The following is a 14,582-nucleotide window of genomic DNA, read 5'->3' as shown; positions in this document are numbered from 1 at the left end:
AATGGACGACCATGCTCGAACTCCATGCCATCTCGAAAAGGTTCGGCGCCATCGTCGTTGCCGACGCGATCGACCTGACGCTTGTGTCCGGCGAGGCGCTGGGTGTGATCGGGCCGAACGGCGCCGGCAAGTCGTCGCTGTTCAATTTGATCACCGGGCTGCTGCGCCCCGATGCCGGCCGCGTCGTCCTCGATGGCGTCGACATCACAGGTCTGTCGCCCGAGGCACGCTGTCGCGCGGGCATCGGGCGCTCATTCCAGATCCCGCAACCGTTCGACCATCTCTCGGTGTTCGAGAATCTTGCGGCCGCCGCGTTGTTTGGCGGCGGCCTGTCGGAAGCGGACGCGATCCAGCATTGCGGCCGCATGCTCGATCTGACCGGCCTCGAGGCCAAGGGCAACCGGCTGGCCGGCAGCCTGCCGCTGCTCGATCGCAAGCGGCTCGAGCTGGCGCGGGCGCTCGCCACCCGACCGCGCACGCTGCTGCTCGACGAGATCGCCGGCGGCCTCACCGATGCCGAATGTCATGAACTGGTCGAGACCATCCGCACCATCCACGCCGAAGGCGTCGCCATCATTTGGATCGAGCATGTGGTGCACGCGCTGCTCGCCGTGGTGCAGCGGCTGGTTGTCTTGAACTTCGGCAAGGTCGTCGCCCAGGGCGCACCAGTCGAGGTGATGCGCTCGCGCGAGGTCGAGACCATCTACATGGGCGTGCCGGCATGACAGCGCTGCTCAATGTCGCAGCGCTCGATGCCTTCTACGGCGACTTCCAGGCGCTGTTCGGTATCGACTTCGAGCTGAATGAGGGCGAGGCGGTCGCGGTGATCGGCGCCAACGGCGCCGGCAAGTCGACCATGCTGAAGTCGCTGGCCGGGCTCGTGAAGAGCCACCCCGATTCCATCCGCCTGAGTGGTCGATCGATCGGCGATGCGTCCGCCGCTACCATCGTGCGGCTCGGCCTCGCGCTGGTGCCCGAGGGCCGACAATTGTTTCCCTCGCTCAGCGTCGAGGAAAACCTGCTGATCGGCGCTTACGGCGGCGAACGCAGCGCGCCGTGGGATCTCGCCGCGGTCTACCGCATGTTCCCGGTGCTGAAGGAGCGGCGGCGCAGCGCCGTGACGGCGCTGTCGGGCGGCCAGCAGCAGATGGTGGCGATCGGCCGCGCGCTGATGTCCAACCCGTCGGTCCTGCTGTGCGACGAGATCAGCCTCGGCCTCGCGCCGATCGTGGTGGAGGACATTTACCGCATGCTGCCGCAGATCCGCGCCGGCGGCACCGCGGTCGTGCTGGTCGAGCAGGACATTGCCCGCGCGCTGCGGGCGGCGGATCGCTTCTACTGTTTGCAGGAGGGACGGGTGACGCTGAGCGGACGGCCAAAGGATGTGGGTCAGGACACCATCCGCGCGGCCTATTTCGGAACGTGAGGGAGCGATGAGCGGGTTCGACACCATCATCGAAGGCGTGCTGCTCGGCGGGGTCTATGCGCTGTTCGCGCTCGGCCTGTCGCTGATCTTCGGGATCATGCGCCTTGTCAATCTGGCGCATGGCGATCTGATCCTGCTTGCGGCCTATCTGGTGCTCAGCGCCACCACCGCGCTCGGCCTGCCGCTTGCGGCGGCATCCCTGCTGGTCGTCGTGGCGATGTTCGCGCTCTTCGTGCTGCAGCGGCTCGTGCTGGAGCGGGTGCTCGGCGACGACATCCTGCCGCCGCTGCTCGTCACCTTCGGCCTGTCGATCGTGATCCAGAACGGGCTGCTGCTCGGCTACGGCGCCGACAGCCGCCGCCTGCAGGCAGGCGCCTTCGAATCCTCATCGGTGACGCTGGCCCCGGGCCTGAGCGTCGGACTGGCGCCGCTGACCGCGCTGGTGACGGCGATCGCCGCCGTCGCGCTGCTGCAGCTGATCTTCTATCGCACCTCGCTCGGCCGCGCCTTCCGCGCCACCGCCGACAATCCCGCGATCGCGCAATTGATGGGCGTCAATGAGCGCAATGTCTACGCCATCGCGGTGGGACTATCGCTTGCGGTGTCGGTGATTGCGGCGATCGTGTTCGGCATCCGCGCCAGCTTCGATCCGTCGATCGGCCCGGCGCGGCTGCTCTACGCGTTCGAGGCCGTGATCATCGGCGGCCTCGGCAGCCTGTGGGGAACGCTGGCCGGTGGCATCGTGCTCGGGCTCGCCCAGGCGATCGGGGCGCGGATCAATCCGGAATGGCAGATCCTGGCCGGCCATCTCGCCTTTCTTGCCGTGCTGATGGTGCGGCCGCGCGGTCTGTTCCCGGCGAGGCGGACATGAGTGTCGAAAGCATCCCTATCCCGGCAAGCCGGGAGGAGCGCCCGGCGGATGCGCCGGTGTGGCAGGTTCGGGTCGGCACGCGGTTGTCGCGTATTGCGGCCGTGGCCGGCATTGCGCTGGTCGTGGTGCTGGCCGCGCTGCCCGCGATCGCATCGCGCAACCTGATCCAGGACCTGATCTTCGTCTTCACCATGCTGACGCTGGCGCAGCTCTGGAACGTGCTGGCCGGGTGGGGCGGTCTGGTGTCGGTCGGGCAGCAGGCGTTTGTCGGGCTCGGCGCCTATGCGCTGTTTGCCGGCATCGTGGTGGCCGGGTTCGATCCCGTTGCGGCGATCCCGCTGGCCGGACTGTTCGCGGCGCTGATCGCGGCGGTGCTCGGGCCGCTGCTGTTCCGGCTGGAAGGGCCATATTTCGCGATCGGCAGCTGGGTTGCCGCCGAAGCGCTGCGGCTGATCTGCGCCCAGTTCAAGTCGCTGGGCGGCGGCACCGGGATGTCGATCTCGCCCAGCGAGCTGTCGCAGATGGTCGGGCTGAAGGCGGTGCAGGCGCTGCTCGGCCTGCGGCCGGCGGCAGCGCGCGACGTGCTGGTGTACTGGCTTGCGCTGTTAATCGCCGTGCTGGTGACGCTCGGCATCTACGCCTTCATGCGCTCGCGGCTTGGCCTCGCGCTGGCGGCAAGCCGCGACAATGCGGCGGCGGCGCGCAGCGTCGGCGTCCGCACCGCGCGGATCCGCCACGTGCTGTGGATCGCAGTTGCGTTCGCGACCGGCATGGTCGGCGCGCTGGTCTATCTGCAGAAGGCGCGGATATCGCCCGACGCCGGGTTCAGCGTCACCGACTGGACCGCTTATGTGATCTTCATCGTGGTGATCGGCGGTGTACGCACCATCGAAGGACCGATGGTCGGTGTGCTCCTGCTCTGGGGGCTCCTGACCTATCTCGCCCAGTATGGCAGCCTGTATCTGGTGGTGCTCGGGACGCTCGCCATCCTGATCATGCTGTTCATGCCGAGGGGTGTGTGGGGCGAGGCCGCGCGTCGCTGGCAGCTGCAGCTGTTTCCGACACAGCGCTGGCTTGGCCGTACTCCTGGCGCGAGTTAGATGGTCCTCCTCGTGAGAGGATGTGAGGCCATATCCTTGTCCACCGCTGTCATCGCCCGGCTGGACCGGGCGATCCAGTACGCCGCGGCCCCTCGGCTCAAGCACTGCGGTCTCTGGAATACTGGATCACCCGCATGCGCGGGTGATGACACTGAGCAAGCTGAGCAATCACCCGTCGTCCCGGCGCAAAGGCTTCGCCTTTGTCGCTGGAGGAGCCCGCCGGAGCGGGCGTCTCGAAGGAGGAGGCCACAGATCGGGCCTCAAGGTTCGAGACGCTCGGAGCCTGTCATCGGGCCGCGCTTCGCGCGGACCCGTTGGCGCTCCTCACCATGAGGAAATCCGATCCCGTCGCAACAAATCAGAACATCGTGTTGCTGTTCGCCGGATTTTCCGGAACGGGCTGCACCACGTCCCAATGCTCGACGATCTTCCCGCCCTCGAGCTTGAAGATGTCGACGATCGCATTGCCGCGGGTGCCGGGCTCGCGCACGGCATGGACGTGCAGGATCACGTAGTCGCCGTCGACGAACGAACGCTTGATCTCGCTGTGCGAGTTGGGAAACTTCTCGCGCAGGAAGCCGATGAACTTGCGGAAGCCGTCGGGGCCGTCGGCAGCGCCGGGATTGTGCTGCACATAGCGGTTGCCGACATAGGCGAGCGCCGCGTCGGCGTCCTTCTGGTTCAGCCCCTTCTCGTAGAAGGCCAGCACCGCCTTGCGGTTGGCTTCCTGCTGCGCTTCGCTGGTGGCGGCCATCGCGGTGGATGACGCGAGCGCGAGGAGGAGAGCGGCGACCGCTGTCCGCGGCCGGAGGATGGTGTTCATCTGGGGACTCCCGAGGCTGATGGCGCGCGACCCGCACGCTGCACTGCGTTCTCTACAGCCTCTACGCGGCGCCCGGAAGAACGCACCCCTGGCTCACATGGTTACCGGGAGATACCAGAGCCCTTTCCGTTCCGATTGAATCGGAACGGGGCTTTATCACGCGAACCGGTATCCACTTCGCTCGAAAACGCTCCGGCCTCACGCGGCCTTGGCCGCCGCGCCATGCGCGTGCTTGTCGATGGCGTCGATGATCTGCGGCCACATCGGGATCGGCAGCGCATGGCCCATGCCCTCGACCATCACGAGCTTTGCGCCCGGGATCGAGACCGCAGTGTCCTTGCCGCCTTCGGGATGCACCAGCGGATCGACGGTGCCGTGGATCACCAGCGTCGGCGCCTTGACGCCGCGCAGCCGTTCCTTGCGGCTGCCGGAGGCGAGGATGGCGCGCAGCTGGCGGCCGACGCCTTCCGGATTGAGGCCGCGCTCAAAGGTGCGCCGCGCGCGCTCGGGGTCGAGCGCCTCATCCTCGGGGAACGAGCCGTTGCGCAGCACCTTCCAGGTCTGACCGAAGCGCGCGAAGTATTCCTCCTTGCTCTTAGGCGGCGGCGCCATCAGCACCGCGGTCGCTTCGCGGGTCGGCCCAGGTATCTTCGGGTTGCCCGTAGTCGACATGATCGAGGTCAGCGAGCGCACGCGCTCGGGGAAAGTGATCGCAACCTCCTGCGCGATCATGCCGCCCATCGAGGCGCCGACCAGATGCGCGGTGCGGATGCCGAGTGCGTCCATCGAGCCGACGGTGTCCCGCGCCATGTCGATCAGCCGGTACGGCGCGGCGACCGGGATCTTCAGGAAACGCAGCTTGAGCAGCTCGAGCGCGGACAGCCGCTTGCCGCCGCTCAGGCGGGAGGACTTGCCGATATCCCTGTTGTCGAATCGGATCACGCGAAAGCCGCGCGCGGCGAGCTGCCGGCAGAATCCGTCGTCCCAATGGATCATCTGGGCGCCGAGCCCCATGATCAGCAGCAGCGGCTCGGCATTCGCATCGCCAAAAATCTCGTAGCAGATGTCGATGCCATTGGCGCGGGCGAGCTGCGGCGGCTGATGGGCGAGCGTGGTCACGGGCATCCCCTGCTGGTATCGCGGTCAGGAACCTCTATGCCACGCTTTGATGCGGCGCAGAAGGGCTTCGACGCCGTGGGTCGGGCCGTGCTGTTGACCGATCCACGGCAACAGTGTCGTATGGCGGAAACAAGCGGAAGCGCGGCAAGCGCTCGGATTTGGTGTGGAGGAGCGCCGCATGGCCGACAAGGGCAACGACCCTGCCGTGATCTGGCAGACGATGATGGGTGAGATGGAGAAGGGGTTCAACTCCTTCGGCAACCAGTTAATGGCATCGCCGGAATTCTCCAAGTTGATGAATCAGGCCGGCGGTGCCGCGGCGGGCGCGCAGCGGCAGCTCGGCGAACTGATGGAGAAATATCTTCTCGCGATGAACCTGCCGAGCCGCGCCCAGCTCGTCGGCATGGCCGAGCGCCTGCAGTCGATGGAGAACCAGCTCAACGAGATCAAGACGCTCTTGCAGCAGGTGCACCACAATTCGCTGGCGCCGGGGGATGGCTTCGGCGCAACGCCACGGCCGCCGCGCACCAAACGCCCGCCATCCGAGGGAGAGCCCAAATGAACGCTTCCACGGGGTTTGACGTCGCCTCGATCGCGGAGCGGGTGCAGTCCGAGGTGCAGCGCGCGATCCAGCGCAGCATCAAGGGCGTCGAGTACATCTCGAGCTCTGGTCCCTCGCTCGGCTTGACGCCGAAGGACGTGCTGTATTCGCGCGGCACCATGAATCTCTATCACTACCGGCCGATGGCGAGCGAAGTCTATCGCGTGCCGATCCTGATCGTGATGGCGACCACCAACCGCGGCTACATCCTCGATCTGGTGCCGGGCCAAAGCTTCATCGAGTTCATGCTCAAGCGCGGCTACGACGTCTACATGCTGGACTGGACCGCGCCGAAGCCGGAGGAGAAAACGCTGAGCATGGAGGACTACGTCCTGGATTTCATCCCGGAGTCGGTCCGCCGCGTGCAGCAGGACTCCGGCGAGCAGGACGTCTCGGTGATCGGCTATTGCTTCGGCGGCGTGCTGTCGCTGCTCTACGGCTCGATCTTCAACGACGGGCCGATGAAGAACCTGATCTGCTTCACCACGCCGATCGATTTCCGCGAGATGAAGCTGTTCCAGAATTTCTCCGACCGGCGATATTTCGACGTCGACAAGCTGGTCGACAGCGTCGGCAACGTGCCGGGCGACATGATCATGACGTCGTTCGATATGCTGCGGCCGGCGTCGCGCGTATTCAGCCAGGTGCAGTTGTGGGACAACATCTGGAACGACGAATACGTCAAGGGCTACCGGATGATGGATCGCTGGGGCACGGACACGCTGCCGCTGGCGGGCGAATATTTTCGCCAGACCGTCAAGAACCTGATGTGGGACAACAAGCTCTACAACGACAGCATGACGGTCGGCGGCCGCGAGGCGAAGCTTGCCAACATCAAGGTGCCGATCCTGCACGCGGTCGCCGAGCACGACCACATCGTGCCGTATGACGCGGCAAAGCACCTCATCCCCAAGATCGGCTCCGAGGACAAGGAGGAGGTGATGCTGAAAGGCGGTCACGTCTCGCTGGTCGCCGGCGCCAATGCAATCAAGCGGCTGTGGCCGAAACTGGACTCCTGGTTGGGCAAGAGATCGACATGACCGAACAACGTTCCTATCCGCGCCACGTCAAGACCGAGGCCGGCGATATCGAGTTCCGCTTGATGGCGAGGGCCGACGAGGCCGCGGTGCTGGCCTTCGCGCAAAAGCTGCCGACGCACGATCTGCTGTTCCTGCCGCGCAACATCAGCCAGCCGAAGGTGCTGTCGGCCTGGGTCAACGAGATCGATCGCGGCGACATCACGAGCCTGCTCGCGATCAAGGATGGCAAGGTGGTCGGCTGCGGCACGCTGGTGCGCGATCCGCACTCCTGGTCGCCGCATGTCGGCGAGATCCGCATGTTGGTGTCGCTCGACGTCCGCGGGCAGGGCGTCGGCCGGGCGCTGTCGCAGGAGACCTTCGCCATCGCGCTCGGCGCCGGCTTGGAGAAGTTCTCGGTGCAGATGACAGTCGACCAGCGGGCGGCGATCGCGTTGTTCGAAAGCCTCGGCTTCAAGGCGGAGGCCCTGCTGCGCGACCATGTCCGCGATGTCGAGGGCAAGACCCACGACATCGTCGTGCTTGGGCACAATGTGGCGCAGGTCCGCGCCCAGATGGAGGCTTATGGGCTGCCCGGCGCGGTTGGGGGTGGCTAAATACCTTAAGCTGCTGGTTCCGTAGGCAGTTTGCCGGATATTCTCGCTTCTCACGTGTTTGTGATATCGCGCTGCAACATCTATGTTGCGGCGCACCATAGGATGTGTCATAACACTTTTGCCCCGGGCCAATCCGGACGGGGTGAGCCCATAGCTCAAACCTGAGGATGGAGAGACCCCAATGACCACCGAAACCAATTCCGTGCTGAACAGCGTCAAGGAAGCCTTCGCGCCCGTCACCGAGGCGTTCACCAAGCTCCAGAACCTGGAAGTTCCGGAAGCCGCCCGTGAGTTCGTGAAGAAGCAGGCCGAGGCCGCCAAGACCCGTGCCGCCGACGCGTATGCCGGCTCCGAGAAGGTGACCAACGTGATCGAGACCGCTGTTGCCGGTTCGGTGACCGAAGCCGCCAAGATCAGCCGCAACATCCAGCAGGCGCTCTACCAGGACGCCGAGGCGTTCTTCGCCGGCATCGACAAGCTCGCGTCGGCCAAGTCGCTGAGCGAAGCCGCCCAGATCCAGTCGGACATGGTCCGTGCGCGTGGCGAACTGTTCGTCTCGCGGGCGAAGGCCACGACCGAGTATCTCGGCAAGCTCGTCACCGACGGTGCGAAGACCGCGCAGGACAACTTCGCCAAGGTCTACAGCAAGACCGCCTGATCGCGCTTGCACCGACCACTGCCCTTTTCGAAGGCCCGCCATTTTGCGGGCCTTCTTTTTTGCCCCCTCCGACGTCATCCTGAGGTGCGAGCGGAGCGAGCCTCGAAGGATGGGAGCTAGCGACGGTGCTTGTGGCCATCCTTCGAGGCGCGCAAAGTGCGCGCACCTCAGGATGACGCCCGGGCGTGTGGCACCTAGGTAAACTAGCGTTCACTCGAAAGTCCCGATGACCCTTCCCGCCGCCCTCATCGCAACGCCCGTCGACGCCGAACGCGCGGCCGAGCTGCGGCGCGTCAAGTGGCTGGCGACCGGCGTGCTGGCGGCAACCTTCATCATTTTCATGGCGTCGAAGGCGCTGTTGTCGACGCATCCGGTGTTCGGCTTCATCGCGGCGTTTGCCGAGGCCGCGACCATCGGCGGGCTCGCCGACTGGTATGCCGTCGTTGCGCTGTTCAAGCGGCCGCTGGGGCTGCCGATCCCGCACACCGCGATCATCCAGAGCAATCAGGAACGCATCGCCGAGAAGCTCGGCGAATTCATCGAGAACAATTTCCTTGAATCCGGTCCGGTCGAGGCCAAGCTGCGCGAGATCGACTTCGGTTCGTTCATCGCCGACTGGCTGCGCGACCGCAAACGATCGGAGGATCTGGCCCGCTTCGTACTGCGGATGTTGCCCGAAGCGTTCGCGGCAACCGAGAGCTCAGGCTTGATGCAGTTCATCAGCCGCCGCATCACGACGCAGGCGCTCTCGATCGATCTCGCGCCACTTGCGGCCGGCGCGCTGCGCGGCTTCGTGCAGGAGGGCAAGCATGCCGGCCTGCTCGACGACATCCTGCGCGTGCTGCACCAGACGCTGACGCAGCAGGAGACCATGGCCGTGATCCGCGACAAGGTCCGCGCCGAGATGCCGACGCTGCTGAGACTTTATCGCGCCGACAAATTCGTGGTGAACCGCATCATCGCCTCGGCCACGAAATTCTTCGAGGAAGTGCGCAACGATCCGCAGCATCCGTTCCGCGGCGAGTTCGACCGCATGCTGCTGTCGTTCGTCGACCGTCTCGGCAGCGACAAGGCGTTCTCCGATCGCATCGAAGGTCTCAAGCGCGACCTCTTGGCGCGGCCGGAGCTCGCCAATCTCGGCCGCACCATCTGGGCCAACGTCAAGGATTTCATCGAGCGCAGCGCCTCGGGCGAGTCGCAGGTGCTGCAACATCAGCTGGCGAGAATGTTCGTCGAGGCCGGCGAGGCACTCGACGGCGACGCCGACATGCGCGGCGAGATCAACCAGGGGCTGGTCGCGATCCTGCGCACCGTCGTGGCCGAGCAGAAGAGCGGCGTCTCGACCTTCATCGCCGACCAGATGAAGAGCTGGGACATGGAGCAATTGCTGCAGCTGATCGAGGTCAATGTCGGCAAGGATCTGCAATACATCCGCTTCAACGGCTCGCTGATCGGCGGACTTGCCGGTCTCGCACTTTACACCCTGGAATATGTGCTTCGGCTGCTGTGACCGATTGGGCACGGAGGTCACTTAAGTTGTGGCAAGTGTGACCCGGACCGCTTGCACGGAAGTGATCGGTTCCCTAGCTTTTCAAGTTGATTGTTGCGTTGCGGAACGATTCCGCCGGGTTTGCGTCAATCCTGTTGACCCATTCCCGCTGATCCCATTGCCGGCCGCCGCGACGTCAGGGGCCGTGCGCCAAAGAGGAGTTGAAATGTCCGTTGCTGCGCAGACGCTACGCCCGCCGTCCAGGACGCTGATGTTTCTGGAAGGCCGCGCCATTCATGAGCTCGGTGCCTTCCTTGGTGCATTGCCGCTGTTGAGCCTCGCGCCGCGCGGCGATGGGCATCCGGTGCTGGTGCTGCCTGGGCTGATCGCCTCTGACACGTCGACCCGGCCGCTGCGCTCCTTCCTCAGGAGCAAGGGCTACGCCGTCAGTGGCTGGCGCCAGGGCCGCAACCTCGGGCTTCGTTCTGGCGTGCAGGACGGGATGGTCGAGCTGCTGCAGGAGATGAATGAAACCAGCGGCCGCAAGGTCTCGGTGATCGGCTGGAGTCTCGGCGGCCTCTATGCGCGCCAGCTCGCCAAGATGATGCCGGAGCGCGTGCGGCAGGTGATCACGCTCGGCAGCCCGTTTGCCGCGGGTCCGAAGTCGACCAATGCCTGGCGCGTCTACGAGATGGCCAGCGGCCGCCGCGCCGAGCAAGAGGACCAGCGTTTCGGCGGCTCGCTCGCCAGCACACCGCCGGTGCCGACCACCGCGATCTTCAGCCGCACCGACGGCGTCTGTGCCTGGCAGGGCTGCCGCGAGCAGAGTTCGTCGATGACCGAAAGCATCGAGGTCGAGAGCAGCCATTGCGGCATGGGCCATCACCCGGCCGTTGTCTACGCGGTCGCCGATCGCCTTGCGCAGAAGGAAGGCGAGTGGGCGCCGTTCGATCGCAGCGGCTGGCGCAGCGTCGTCTATCCGGATCCGAATCGATAAGCGTTGCGAAGGTCTCTCTTCACCTCGCCCCGCTTGCGGGGAGAGGTCGGATTGCGAAGCAATCCGGGTGAGGGGGACTCTCCACGTCTGGGTCTCTCACCGTATTTGCGGAGGCTCCCCCTCATCCCGACCTTCTCCCCGCACGCGGGGAGAAGGAGAAGATGCCCGCATTGTCGTGAATCGACAAAACGCGCTATGCGTTGAGGCATGCCGCAGCCGCTTGCCCGCATCGTCGACCAGCTGAAGCGCGAGCCGTCACGCACGGGCTCGATCATCATCACCGTGTTCGGCGATTCCATCGTGCCGCGTGGCGGCTCGGTGTGGCTCGGCACGCTGCTCGAGTTCTTCAAGTCGCTCGACATCGACGGCAATGTGGTGCGGACTGCGATGTCGCGGCTCGCCGCCGACGGCTGGCTCGAGCGGAACAAGGTCGGCCGCAACAGCTTCTATAGGTTGAACGCCCGCGGACGGCAGACCTTCGACACCGCGACGCGGCACATCTACGATCCGCCGCCTTCGGACTGGACCGGCCGCTTCGAGCTGCTGTTGATCGGCAATGCCGAGGACCGCGACGCCGCGCGCGAGGCGCTGAAGAATGCCGGCTTCGGCAGCCCGCTGCCCGGCGTGTGGGTCGCGCCCTCGGGCGTGCCGATCCCCGACGAGGCGTCGCGCGCGATCCGTCTCGAAGTCTCCGCGGAAGACGACAGCGGGCGCCGGCTGCTCAGCGAGAGCTGGCCGCTCGATCGCACCGCAGACGCCTATCTGAAATTCATGAAGACGTTCGAGCCGCTGCACGGCTGGATCATCAGAGGCGAGACGCTGAGCGACGCCGATGCCTTCACCGCACGCATCCTTCTGATCCACCACTACCGCCGCGTCGTGCTGCGCGATCCGCTGCTGCCGGCGCCTCTGTTGCCGAAGGATTGGCCGGGCAGGGCCGCGCGGAAGCTCTGCGGCGAGATCTATCGCGGGCTGCTTTCGCCGTCGGAACAATGGCTTGACGACCACGCCACCAACGAGGCCGGGCCGCTGCCGAAACCCAACGGGGCCGTGGCGCGCCGTTTCGAGGGCGTCTGAACATATTACAAAAAGTTCTTGCATTCGAAAATTTGTGTTATATATTCCCGCCCAACAACACACTGGGAGGTCGGCCATGTATACGCAGGCGCTCAACTCATCCGACGGCGACGATCGCGGCGTCGAGGATGTCGCCCGTGCCAGTCAGTTCCAGGCCCGCATCGATGCCGACGAGCGCATCGAGCCGAATGACTGGATGCCGGCAGCGTACCGCAAGACGCTGACCCGGCAGATTTCCCAGCACGCCCACTCCGAAATCGTCGGCATGCTTCCCGAGGGCAACTGGATCACCCGTGCGCCGTCGCTGCGCCGCAAGGCCGCGCTGCTGGCCAAGGTGCAGGACGAATGTGGCCACGGGCTATACCTCTATGCCGCCGCCGAGACGCTCGGCACCTCGCGCGAGGAGCTCGTCGACGCGATGCTGTCGGGCAAGGCGAAATATTCCTCGATCTTCAATTATCCGACGCTGACCTGGGCTGACATCGGCACCGTCGGCTGGCTGGTCGACGGCGCGGCGATCATGAACCAGATTCCGCTGTGCCGCTGTTCCTACGGGCCCTATGCGCGCGCGATGATCCGCGTCTGCAAGGAGGAGTCGTTCCATCAGCGCCAGGGCTTCGAGATCATGGTGACGTTGTGCCGCGGCACCGCGGAGCAGAAGGCGATGGCGCAGAACGCGCTCGATCGCTGGTGGTGGCCGGTGCTGATGATGTTCGGCCCACCGGACCAGGTGAGCCAGCACAGCGACACCTCGACCAAATGGAAGATCAAGCGCTTCTCCAATGACGAGCTGCGCCAGAAATTCATCGACGCCACCGTACCGCAAGCCGAGTTCCTCGGGCTGACGATTCCCGATCCCGGCATGAAGCAGAACGAAAACGGCAATTGGGAACACAGCCCGATCGACTGGGACGAGTTCAAGCAGGTGCTGGCAGGCAACGGTCCCTGCAACCGCGATCGCCTTGCCGCCCGCCGCAAGGCGCATGAAGAAGGCGCCTGGGTGCGTGAAGCCGCGATGGCCTATGCCGAGAAGCGCAAGAGCCGCCAGCTCGCGCAAGCCGCAGAATAGGGAGCGCCGCCATGGCCACGCCGAACGTTCCGCTCTGGGAAGTCTTCATCCGCAGCCGCAACGGGCTTGCGCACAAGCATGTCGGCTCGCTGCACGCGGCCGACGCCACGCTGGCGCTGCAGGCCGCGCGCGACATCTACACCCGGCGCGGCGAGGGGCTGTCGATCTGGGTGGTGCCCTCGAACGCGATCACCGCGTCCGATCCGTCCGAGAAGGGCATGATGTTCGAGCCGGCAGAATCCAAGATCTACCGTCACCCGACCTTCTACGACGTCCCCGACGAAGTCGGGCATATGTGACTCTCATCCGTCATGGTGAGGAGGCGCGTAGCGCCGTCTCGAACCATGACGCCCCGATCGCAATCGCGGCCATCCTTCGAGACGCCTGCTGCGCAGGCTCCTCAGGATGACGTCGAGCAAGTGGATGCAGGTGGAATAGAGAACATGGCAACCGCCAATATCGAAGTCTCCGAAACGCCGCTGGTGCTCTACGCGCTGCGCCGCGCCGACGATGCGCTGATCCTCGGCCATCGCCTCTCCGAATGGTGCGGCCATGCGCCCGCGATGGAAGAGGACATGGCGCTCGCCAATATGGGTCTCGACCTGCTCGGCCAGGCCCGCGAGCTCTACACTTATGCTGCCAAGGTCGAAGGCCGCGGCAATGACGAAGACAAGTTCGCCTATCTGCGCGACGTCAGGCAGTATCGCAATCTCCTGCTGGTCGAGCAGCCGAATGGCGACTTCGCCCGCACCATGGTGCGGCAGTTCTTCCACGCGGCGTTCGCCGATCTCTACTGGCGCGCGATGATGGCGTCGTCAGATCCGACCTTCGCCGCGATCGCGGCGAAGTCGGAGAAGGAGAGTGCCTATCACCTGCGGCATTCGTCGGAATGGATCGTCCGCCTCGGTGACGGCACCGAGGAGAGCCATCGCCGCGCGCAGGATGCGATCGACGACCTCTGGGCCTATACCGGCGAGATGTTCGCGGTCGACGACGGCGAGCGCAGCCTGATCGATGCCGGCATCGCAATCGACCCGGCGGCGCTGCAGCCGCGCTGGCTGAAGACGGTTACAGGCATCGTCAACGAGGCGACGCTGGCGCTGCCATCCGGCAACTGGATGCAGCAGGGCGGCCGCAGCGGCCGGCACAGCGAGCATCTCGGCCATCTCCTCAGCGAGCTGCAGTCGATGCAGCGGACCTTCCCGGGGGCAACATGGTGACGGTGGCGATCAGCGATGCCGATCTGCGCCGGCGCGCCTGGAGCGCGGCCGCGCAGGTGGTCGATCCCGAGATTCCGGTGCTGACCATTGCCGATCTCGGCGTGCTGCGCGATGTCGCCGTCCACGACGGCCATGTCGAGGTCGCGATCACGCCGACCTATTCCGGCTGTCCGGCGATGAACATGATCGCGCTCGAGATCGAGCTCGCACTGGAGCGCGAAGGCATTCACCGGCCGAAGGTGCGCACCGTGCTGTCGCCGGCCTGGACCACCGACTGGATGAGCGAGGACGGCCGGCGCAAGCTCAGGGAATACGGCATCGCGCCGCCGCTGCCGGGCTCCTCGCGCCGCGCGCTGTTCGGCGAGCAGCAGGTGCCGTGCCCGCAATGCGGATCGGGCGATACCGAACTGCTGTCCGAATTCGGCTCGACCTCCTGCAAGGCGCTGTGGCGTTGCAAGAGCTGCCGTGAACCCTTCGACTACTTCAAGTGTCATTGACC

General features: G+C 65.4%; 17 protein-coding genes. 15 read left to right on the top strand and 2 right to left on the bottom strand.

Annotation, left to right across the window (positions count from 1 at the left end; translation table 11 throughout):
* The first annotated feature begins 11 nt into the window (after nt 1-11).
* From HAP54_RS44955 to HAP54_RS44940, 4 genes are read left to right on the top strand one after another with little or no spacing between them, the layout of a single operon-like run.
* Entirely contained in the window at nt 12-725 is a 714-nt protein-coding gene (locus HAP54_RS44955; RefSeq protein ID WP_166297825.1) for an ABC transporter ATP-binding protein, read from the top strand.
* Nucleotides 722-1,426 (top strand): ABC transporter ATP-binding protein, encoded by a 705-nt coding sequence (locus tag HAP54_RS44950; RefSeq protein WP_166297824.1) that lies wholly within the window; start codon nt 722-724, stop codon nt 1,424-1,426. Before HAP54_RS44955 ends, HAP54_RS44950 begins: the two co-directional genes overlap by 4 nt.
* Nucleotides 1,427-1,433: 7 nt before the next feature.
* A complete protein-coding gene (locus HAP54_RS44945) occupies nt 1,434-2,297 on the top strand; it encodes a branched-chain amino acid ABC transporter permease (protein WP_166297823.1) in 864 nt (287 codons plus the stop codon).
* On the top strand, nt 2,294-3,397 hold the full coding sequence (locus tag HAP54_RS44940) for a branched-chain amino acid ABC transporter permease (protein ID WP_166297822.1): 1,104 nt from the start codon (nt 2,294-2,296) through the stop codon (nt 3,395-3,397). Before HAP54_RS44945 ends, HAP54_RS44940 begins: the two co-directional genes overlap by 4 nt.
* 358 nt (nt 3,398-3,755) lie before the next feature.
* Here the strand turns inward: HAP54_RS44940 and HAP54_RS44935 are convergent, their stop codons facing one another.
* A complete protein-coding gene (locus HAP54_RS44935; RefSeq protein ID WP_414645753.1) occupies nt 3,756-4,151 on the bottom strand; it encodes a nuclear transport factor 2 family protein in 396 nt (131 codons plus the stop codon).
* A gap of 267 nt (nt 4,152-4,418) precedes the next feature.
* Nucleotides 4,419-5,345 carry an alpha/beta fold hydrolase gene (locus tag HAP54_RS44930; RefSeq protein WP_175619320.1) on the bottom strand — a complete coding sequence of 309 codons (927 nt, stop codon included), beginning with the start codon at nt 5,343-5,345 and terminating at the stop codon, nt 4,419-4,421.
* A gap of 172 nt (nt 5,346-5,517) precedes the next feature.
* On the opposite strand from HAP54_RS44930, the gene HAP54_RS44925 reads away from it, so the two are divergent.
* The 11 genes from HAP54_RS44925 to paaD all read left to right on the top strand — a co-directional run bounded on the left by HAP54_RS44925 (nt 5,518) and on the right by paaD (nt 14,580).
* A complete protein-coding gene (locus tag HAP54_RS44925) occupies nt 5,518-5,901 on the top strand; it encodes a hypothetical protein (protein WP_029078068.1) in 384 nt (127 codons plus the stop codon).
* Nucleotides 5,898-6,980 carry a PHA/PHB synthase family protein gene (locus HAP54_RS44920; protein WP_166297820.1) on the top strand — a complete coding sequence of 361 codons (1,083 nt, stop codon included), beginning with the start codon at nt 5,898-5,900 and terminating at the stop codon, nt 6,978-6,980. Before HAP54_RS44925 ends, HAP54_RS44920 begins: the two co-directional genes overlap by 4 nt.
* A complete protein-coding gene (locus tag HAP54_RS44915; RefSeq protein WP_166297819.1) occupies nt 6,977-7,573 on the top strand; it encodes a GNAT family N-acetyltransferase in 597 nt (198 codons plus the stop codon). Before HAP54_RS44920 ends, HAP54_RS44915 begins: the two co-directional genes overlap by 4 nt.
* A gap of 181 nt (nt 7,574-7,754) precedes the next feature.
* Nucleotides 7,755-8,231: a phasin gene (locus tag HAP54_RS44910; RefSeq protein ID WP_166297818.1), complete on the top strand. Its 477-nt coding sequence runs from the start codon at nt 7,755-7,757 to the stop codon at nt 8,229-8,231.
* A 226-nt stretch (nt 8,232-8,457) separates the two neighbouring features.
* Nucleotides 8,458-9,741, top strand: coding sequence for a DUF445 domain-containing protein (locus HAP54_RS44905; protein ID WP_166297817.1), 1,284 nt, complete (start codon nt 8,458-8,460; stop codon nt 9,739-9,741).
* A 205-nt stretch (nt 9,742-9,946) separates the two neighbouring features.
* The gene (locus tag HAP54_RS44900; RefSeq protein ID WP_166297816.1) at nt 9,947-10,717 is read left to right on the top strand and encodes an esterase/lipase family protein; all 771 of its coding nucleotides are present in this window, start codon (nt 9,947-9,949) and stop codon (nt 10,715-10,717) included.
* 207 nt (nt 10,718-10,924) lie between these two features.
* Entirely contained in the window at nt 10,925-11,794 is an 870-nt protein-coding gene (gene paaX / locus HAP54_RS44895) for a phenylacetic acid degradation operon negative regulatory protein PaaX (protein WP_166297815.1), read from the top strand.
* A gap of 76 nt (nt 11,795-11,870) precedes the next feature.
* On the top strand, nt 11,871-12,863 hold the full coding sequence (gene paaA, locus HAP54_RS44890) for a 1,2-phenylacetyl-CoA epoxidase subunit PaaA (protein WP_166297814.1): 993 nt from the start codon (nt 11,871-11,873) through the stop codon (nt 12,861-12,863).
* Between the two features lie 11 nt (nt 12,864-12,874).
* The gene (paaB, locus tag HAP54_RS44885) at nt 12,875-13,162 is read left to right on the top strand and encodes a 1,2-phenylacetyl-CoA epoxidase subunit PaaB (protein WP_016842890.1); all 288 of its coding nucleotides are present in this window, start codon (nt 12,875-12,877) and stop codon (nt 13,160-13,162) included.
* A gap of 144 nt (nt 13,163-13,306) precedes the next feature.
* Nucleotides 13,307-14,083, top strand: a complete 777-nt coding sequence (gene paaC, locus HAP54_RS44880) for a 1,2-phenylacetyl-CoA epoxidase subunit PaaC (RefSeq protein ID WP_166297813.1) — start codon at nt 13,307-13,309, stop codon at nt 14,081-14,083.
* Nucleotides 14,077-14,580 carry a 1,2-phenylacetyl-CoA epoxidase subunit PaaD gene (gene paaD / locus HAP54_RS44875; protein WP_166297812.1) on the top strand — a complete coding sequence of 168 codons (504 nt, stop codon included), beginning with the start codon at nt 14,077-14,079 and terminating at the stop codon, nt 14,578-14,580. The genes paaC and paaD overlap by 7 nt, the downstream gene beginning before the upstream one ends.
* Nucleotides 14,581-14,582 lie beyond the last annotated feature (2 nt).

This window comes from Bradyrhizobium sp. 2S1, assembly GCF_011516625.5.
Taxonomy (GTDB): domain Bacteria; phylum Pseudomonadota; class Alphaproteobacteria; order Rhizobiales; family Xanthobacteraceae; genus Bradyrhizobium; species Bradyrhizobium septentrionale.
The sequence above is the reverse complement of the archived record's forward strand: the minus strand, read 5'-3'. Positions and strand labels throughout refer to the sequence as shown.

Excerpts from the sequence above, each read along its gene's own strand:
- HAP54_RS44955 (WP_166297825.1), top strand. The coding sequence starts at position 12 with ATGCTCGAACTCCATGCCATCTCGAAAAGGTTCGGCGCCATCGTCGTT.
- HAP54_RS44950 (WP_166297824.1), top strand. The coding sequence starts at position 722 with ATGACAGCGCTGCTCAATGTCGCAGCGCTCGATGCCTTCTACGGCGAC.
- HAP54_RS44945 (WP_166297823.1), top strand. The coding sequence starts at position 1,434 with ATGAGCGGGTTCGACACCATCATCGAAGGCGTGCTGCTCGGCGGGGTC.
- HAP54_RS44940 (WP_166297822.1), top strand. The coding sequence starts at position 2,294 with ATGAGTGTCGAAAGCATCCCTATCCCGGCAAGCCGGGAGGAGCGCCCG.
- HAP54_RS44935 (WP_414645753.1), bottom strand. The coding sequence starts at position 4,151 with ATGGCCGCCACCAGCGAAGCGCAGCAGGAAGCCAACCGCAAGGCGGTG.
- HAP54_RS44930 (WP_175619320.1), bottom strand. The coding sequence starts at position 5,345 with ATGCCCGTGACCACGCTCGCCCATCAGCCGCCGCAGCTCGCCCGCGCC.
- HAP54_RS44925 (WP_029078068.1), top strand. The coding sequence starts at position 5,518 with ATGGCCGACAAGGGCAACGACCCTGCCGTGATCTGGCAGACGATGATG.
- HAP54_RS44920 (WP_166297820.1), top strand. The coding sequence starts at position 5,898 with ATGAACGCTTCCACGGGGTTTGACGTCGCCTCGATCGCGGAGCGGGTG.
- HAP54_RS44915 (WP_166297819.1), top strand. The coding sequence starts at position 6,977 with ATGACCGAACAACGTTCCTATCCGCGCCACGTCAAGACCGAGGCCGGC.
- HAP54_RS44910 (WP_166297818.1), top strand. The coding sequence starts at position 7,755 with ATGACCACCGAAACCAATTCCGTGCTGAACAGCGTCAAGGAAGCCTTC.
- HAP54_RS44905 (WP_166297817.1), top strand. The coding sequence starts at position 8,458 with ATGACCCTTCCCGCCGCCCTCATCGCAACGCCCGTCGACGCCGAACGC.
- HAP54_RS44900 (WP_166297816.1), top strand. The coding sequence starts at position 9,947 with ATGTCCGTTGCTGCGCAGACGCTACGCCCGCCGTCCAGGACGCTGATG.
- paaX (WP_166297815.1), top strand. The coding sequence starts at position 10,925 with ATGCCGCAGCCGCTTGCCCGCATCGTCGACCAGCTGAAGCGCGAGCCG.
- paaA (WP_166297814.1), top strand. The coding sequence starts at position 11,871 with ATGTATACGCAGGCGCTCAACTCATCCGACGGCGACGATCGCGGCGTC.
- paaB (WP_016842890.1), top strand. The coding sequence starts at position 12,875 with ATGGCCACGCCGAACGTTCCGCTCTGGGAAGTCTTCATCCGCAGCCGC.
- paaC (WP_166297813.1), top strand. The coding sequence starts at position 13,307 with ATGGCAACCGCCAATATCGAAGTCTCCGAAACGCCGCTGGTGCTCTAC.
- paaD (WP_166297812.1), top strand. The coding sequence starts at position 14,077 with ATGGTGACGGTGGCGATCAGCGATGCCGATCTGCGCCGGCGCGCCTGG.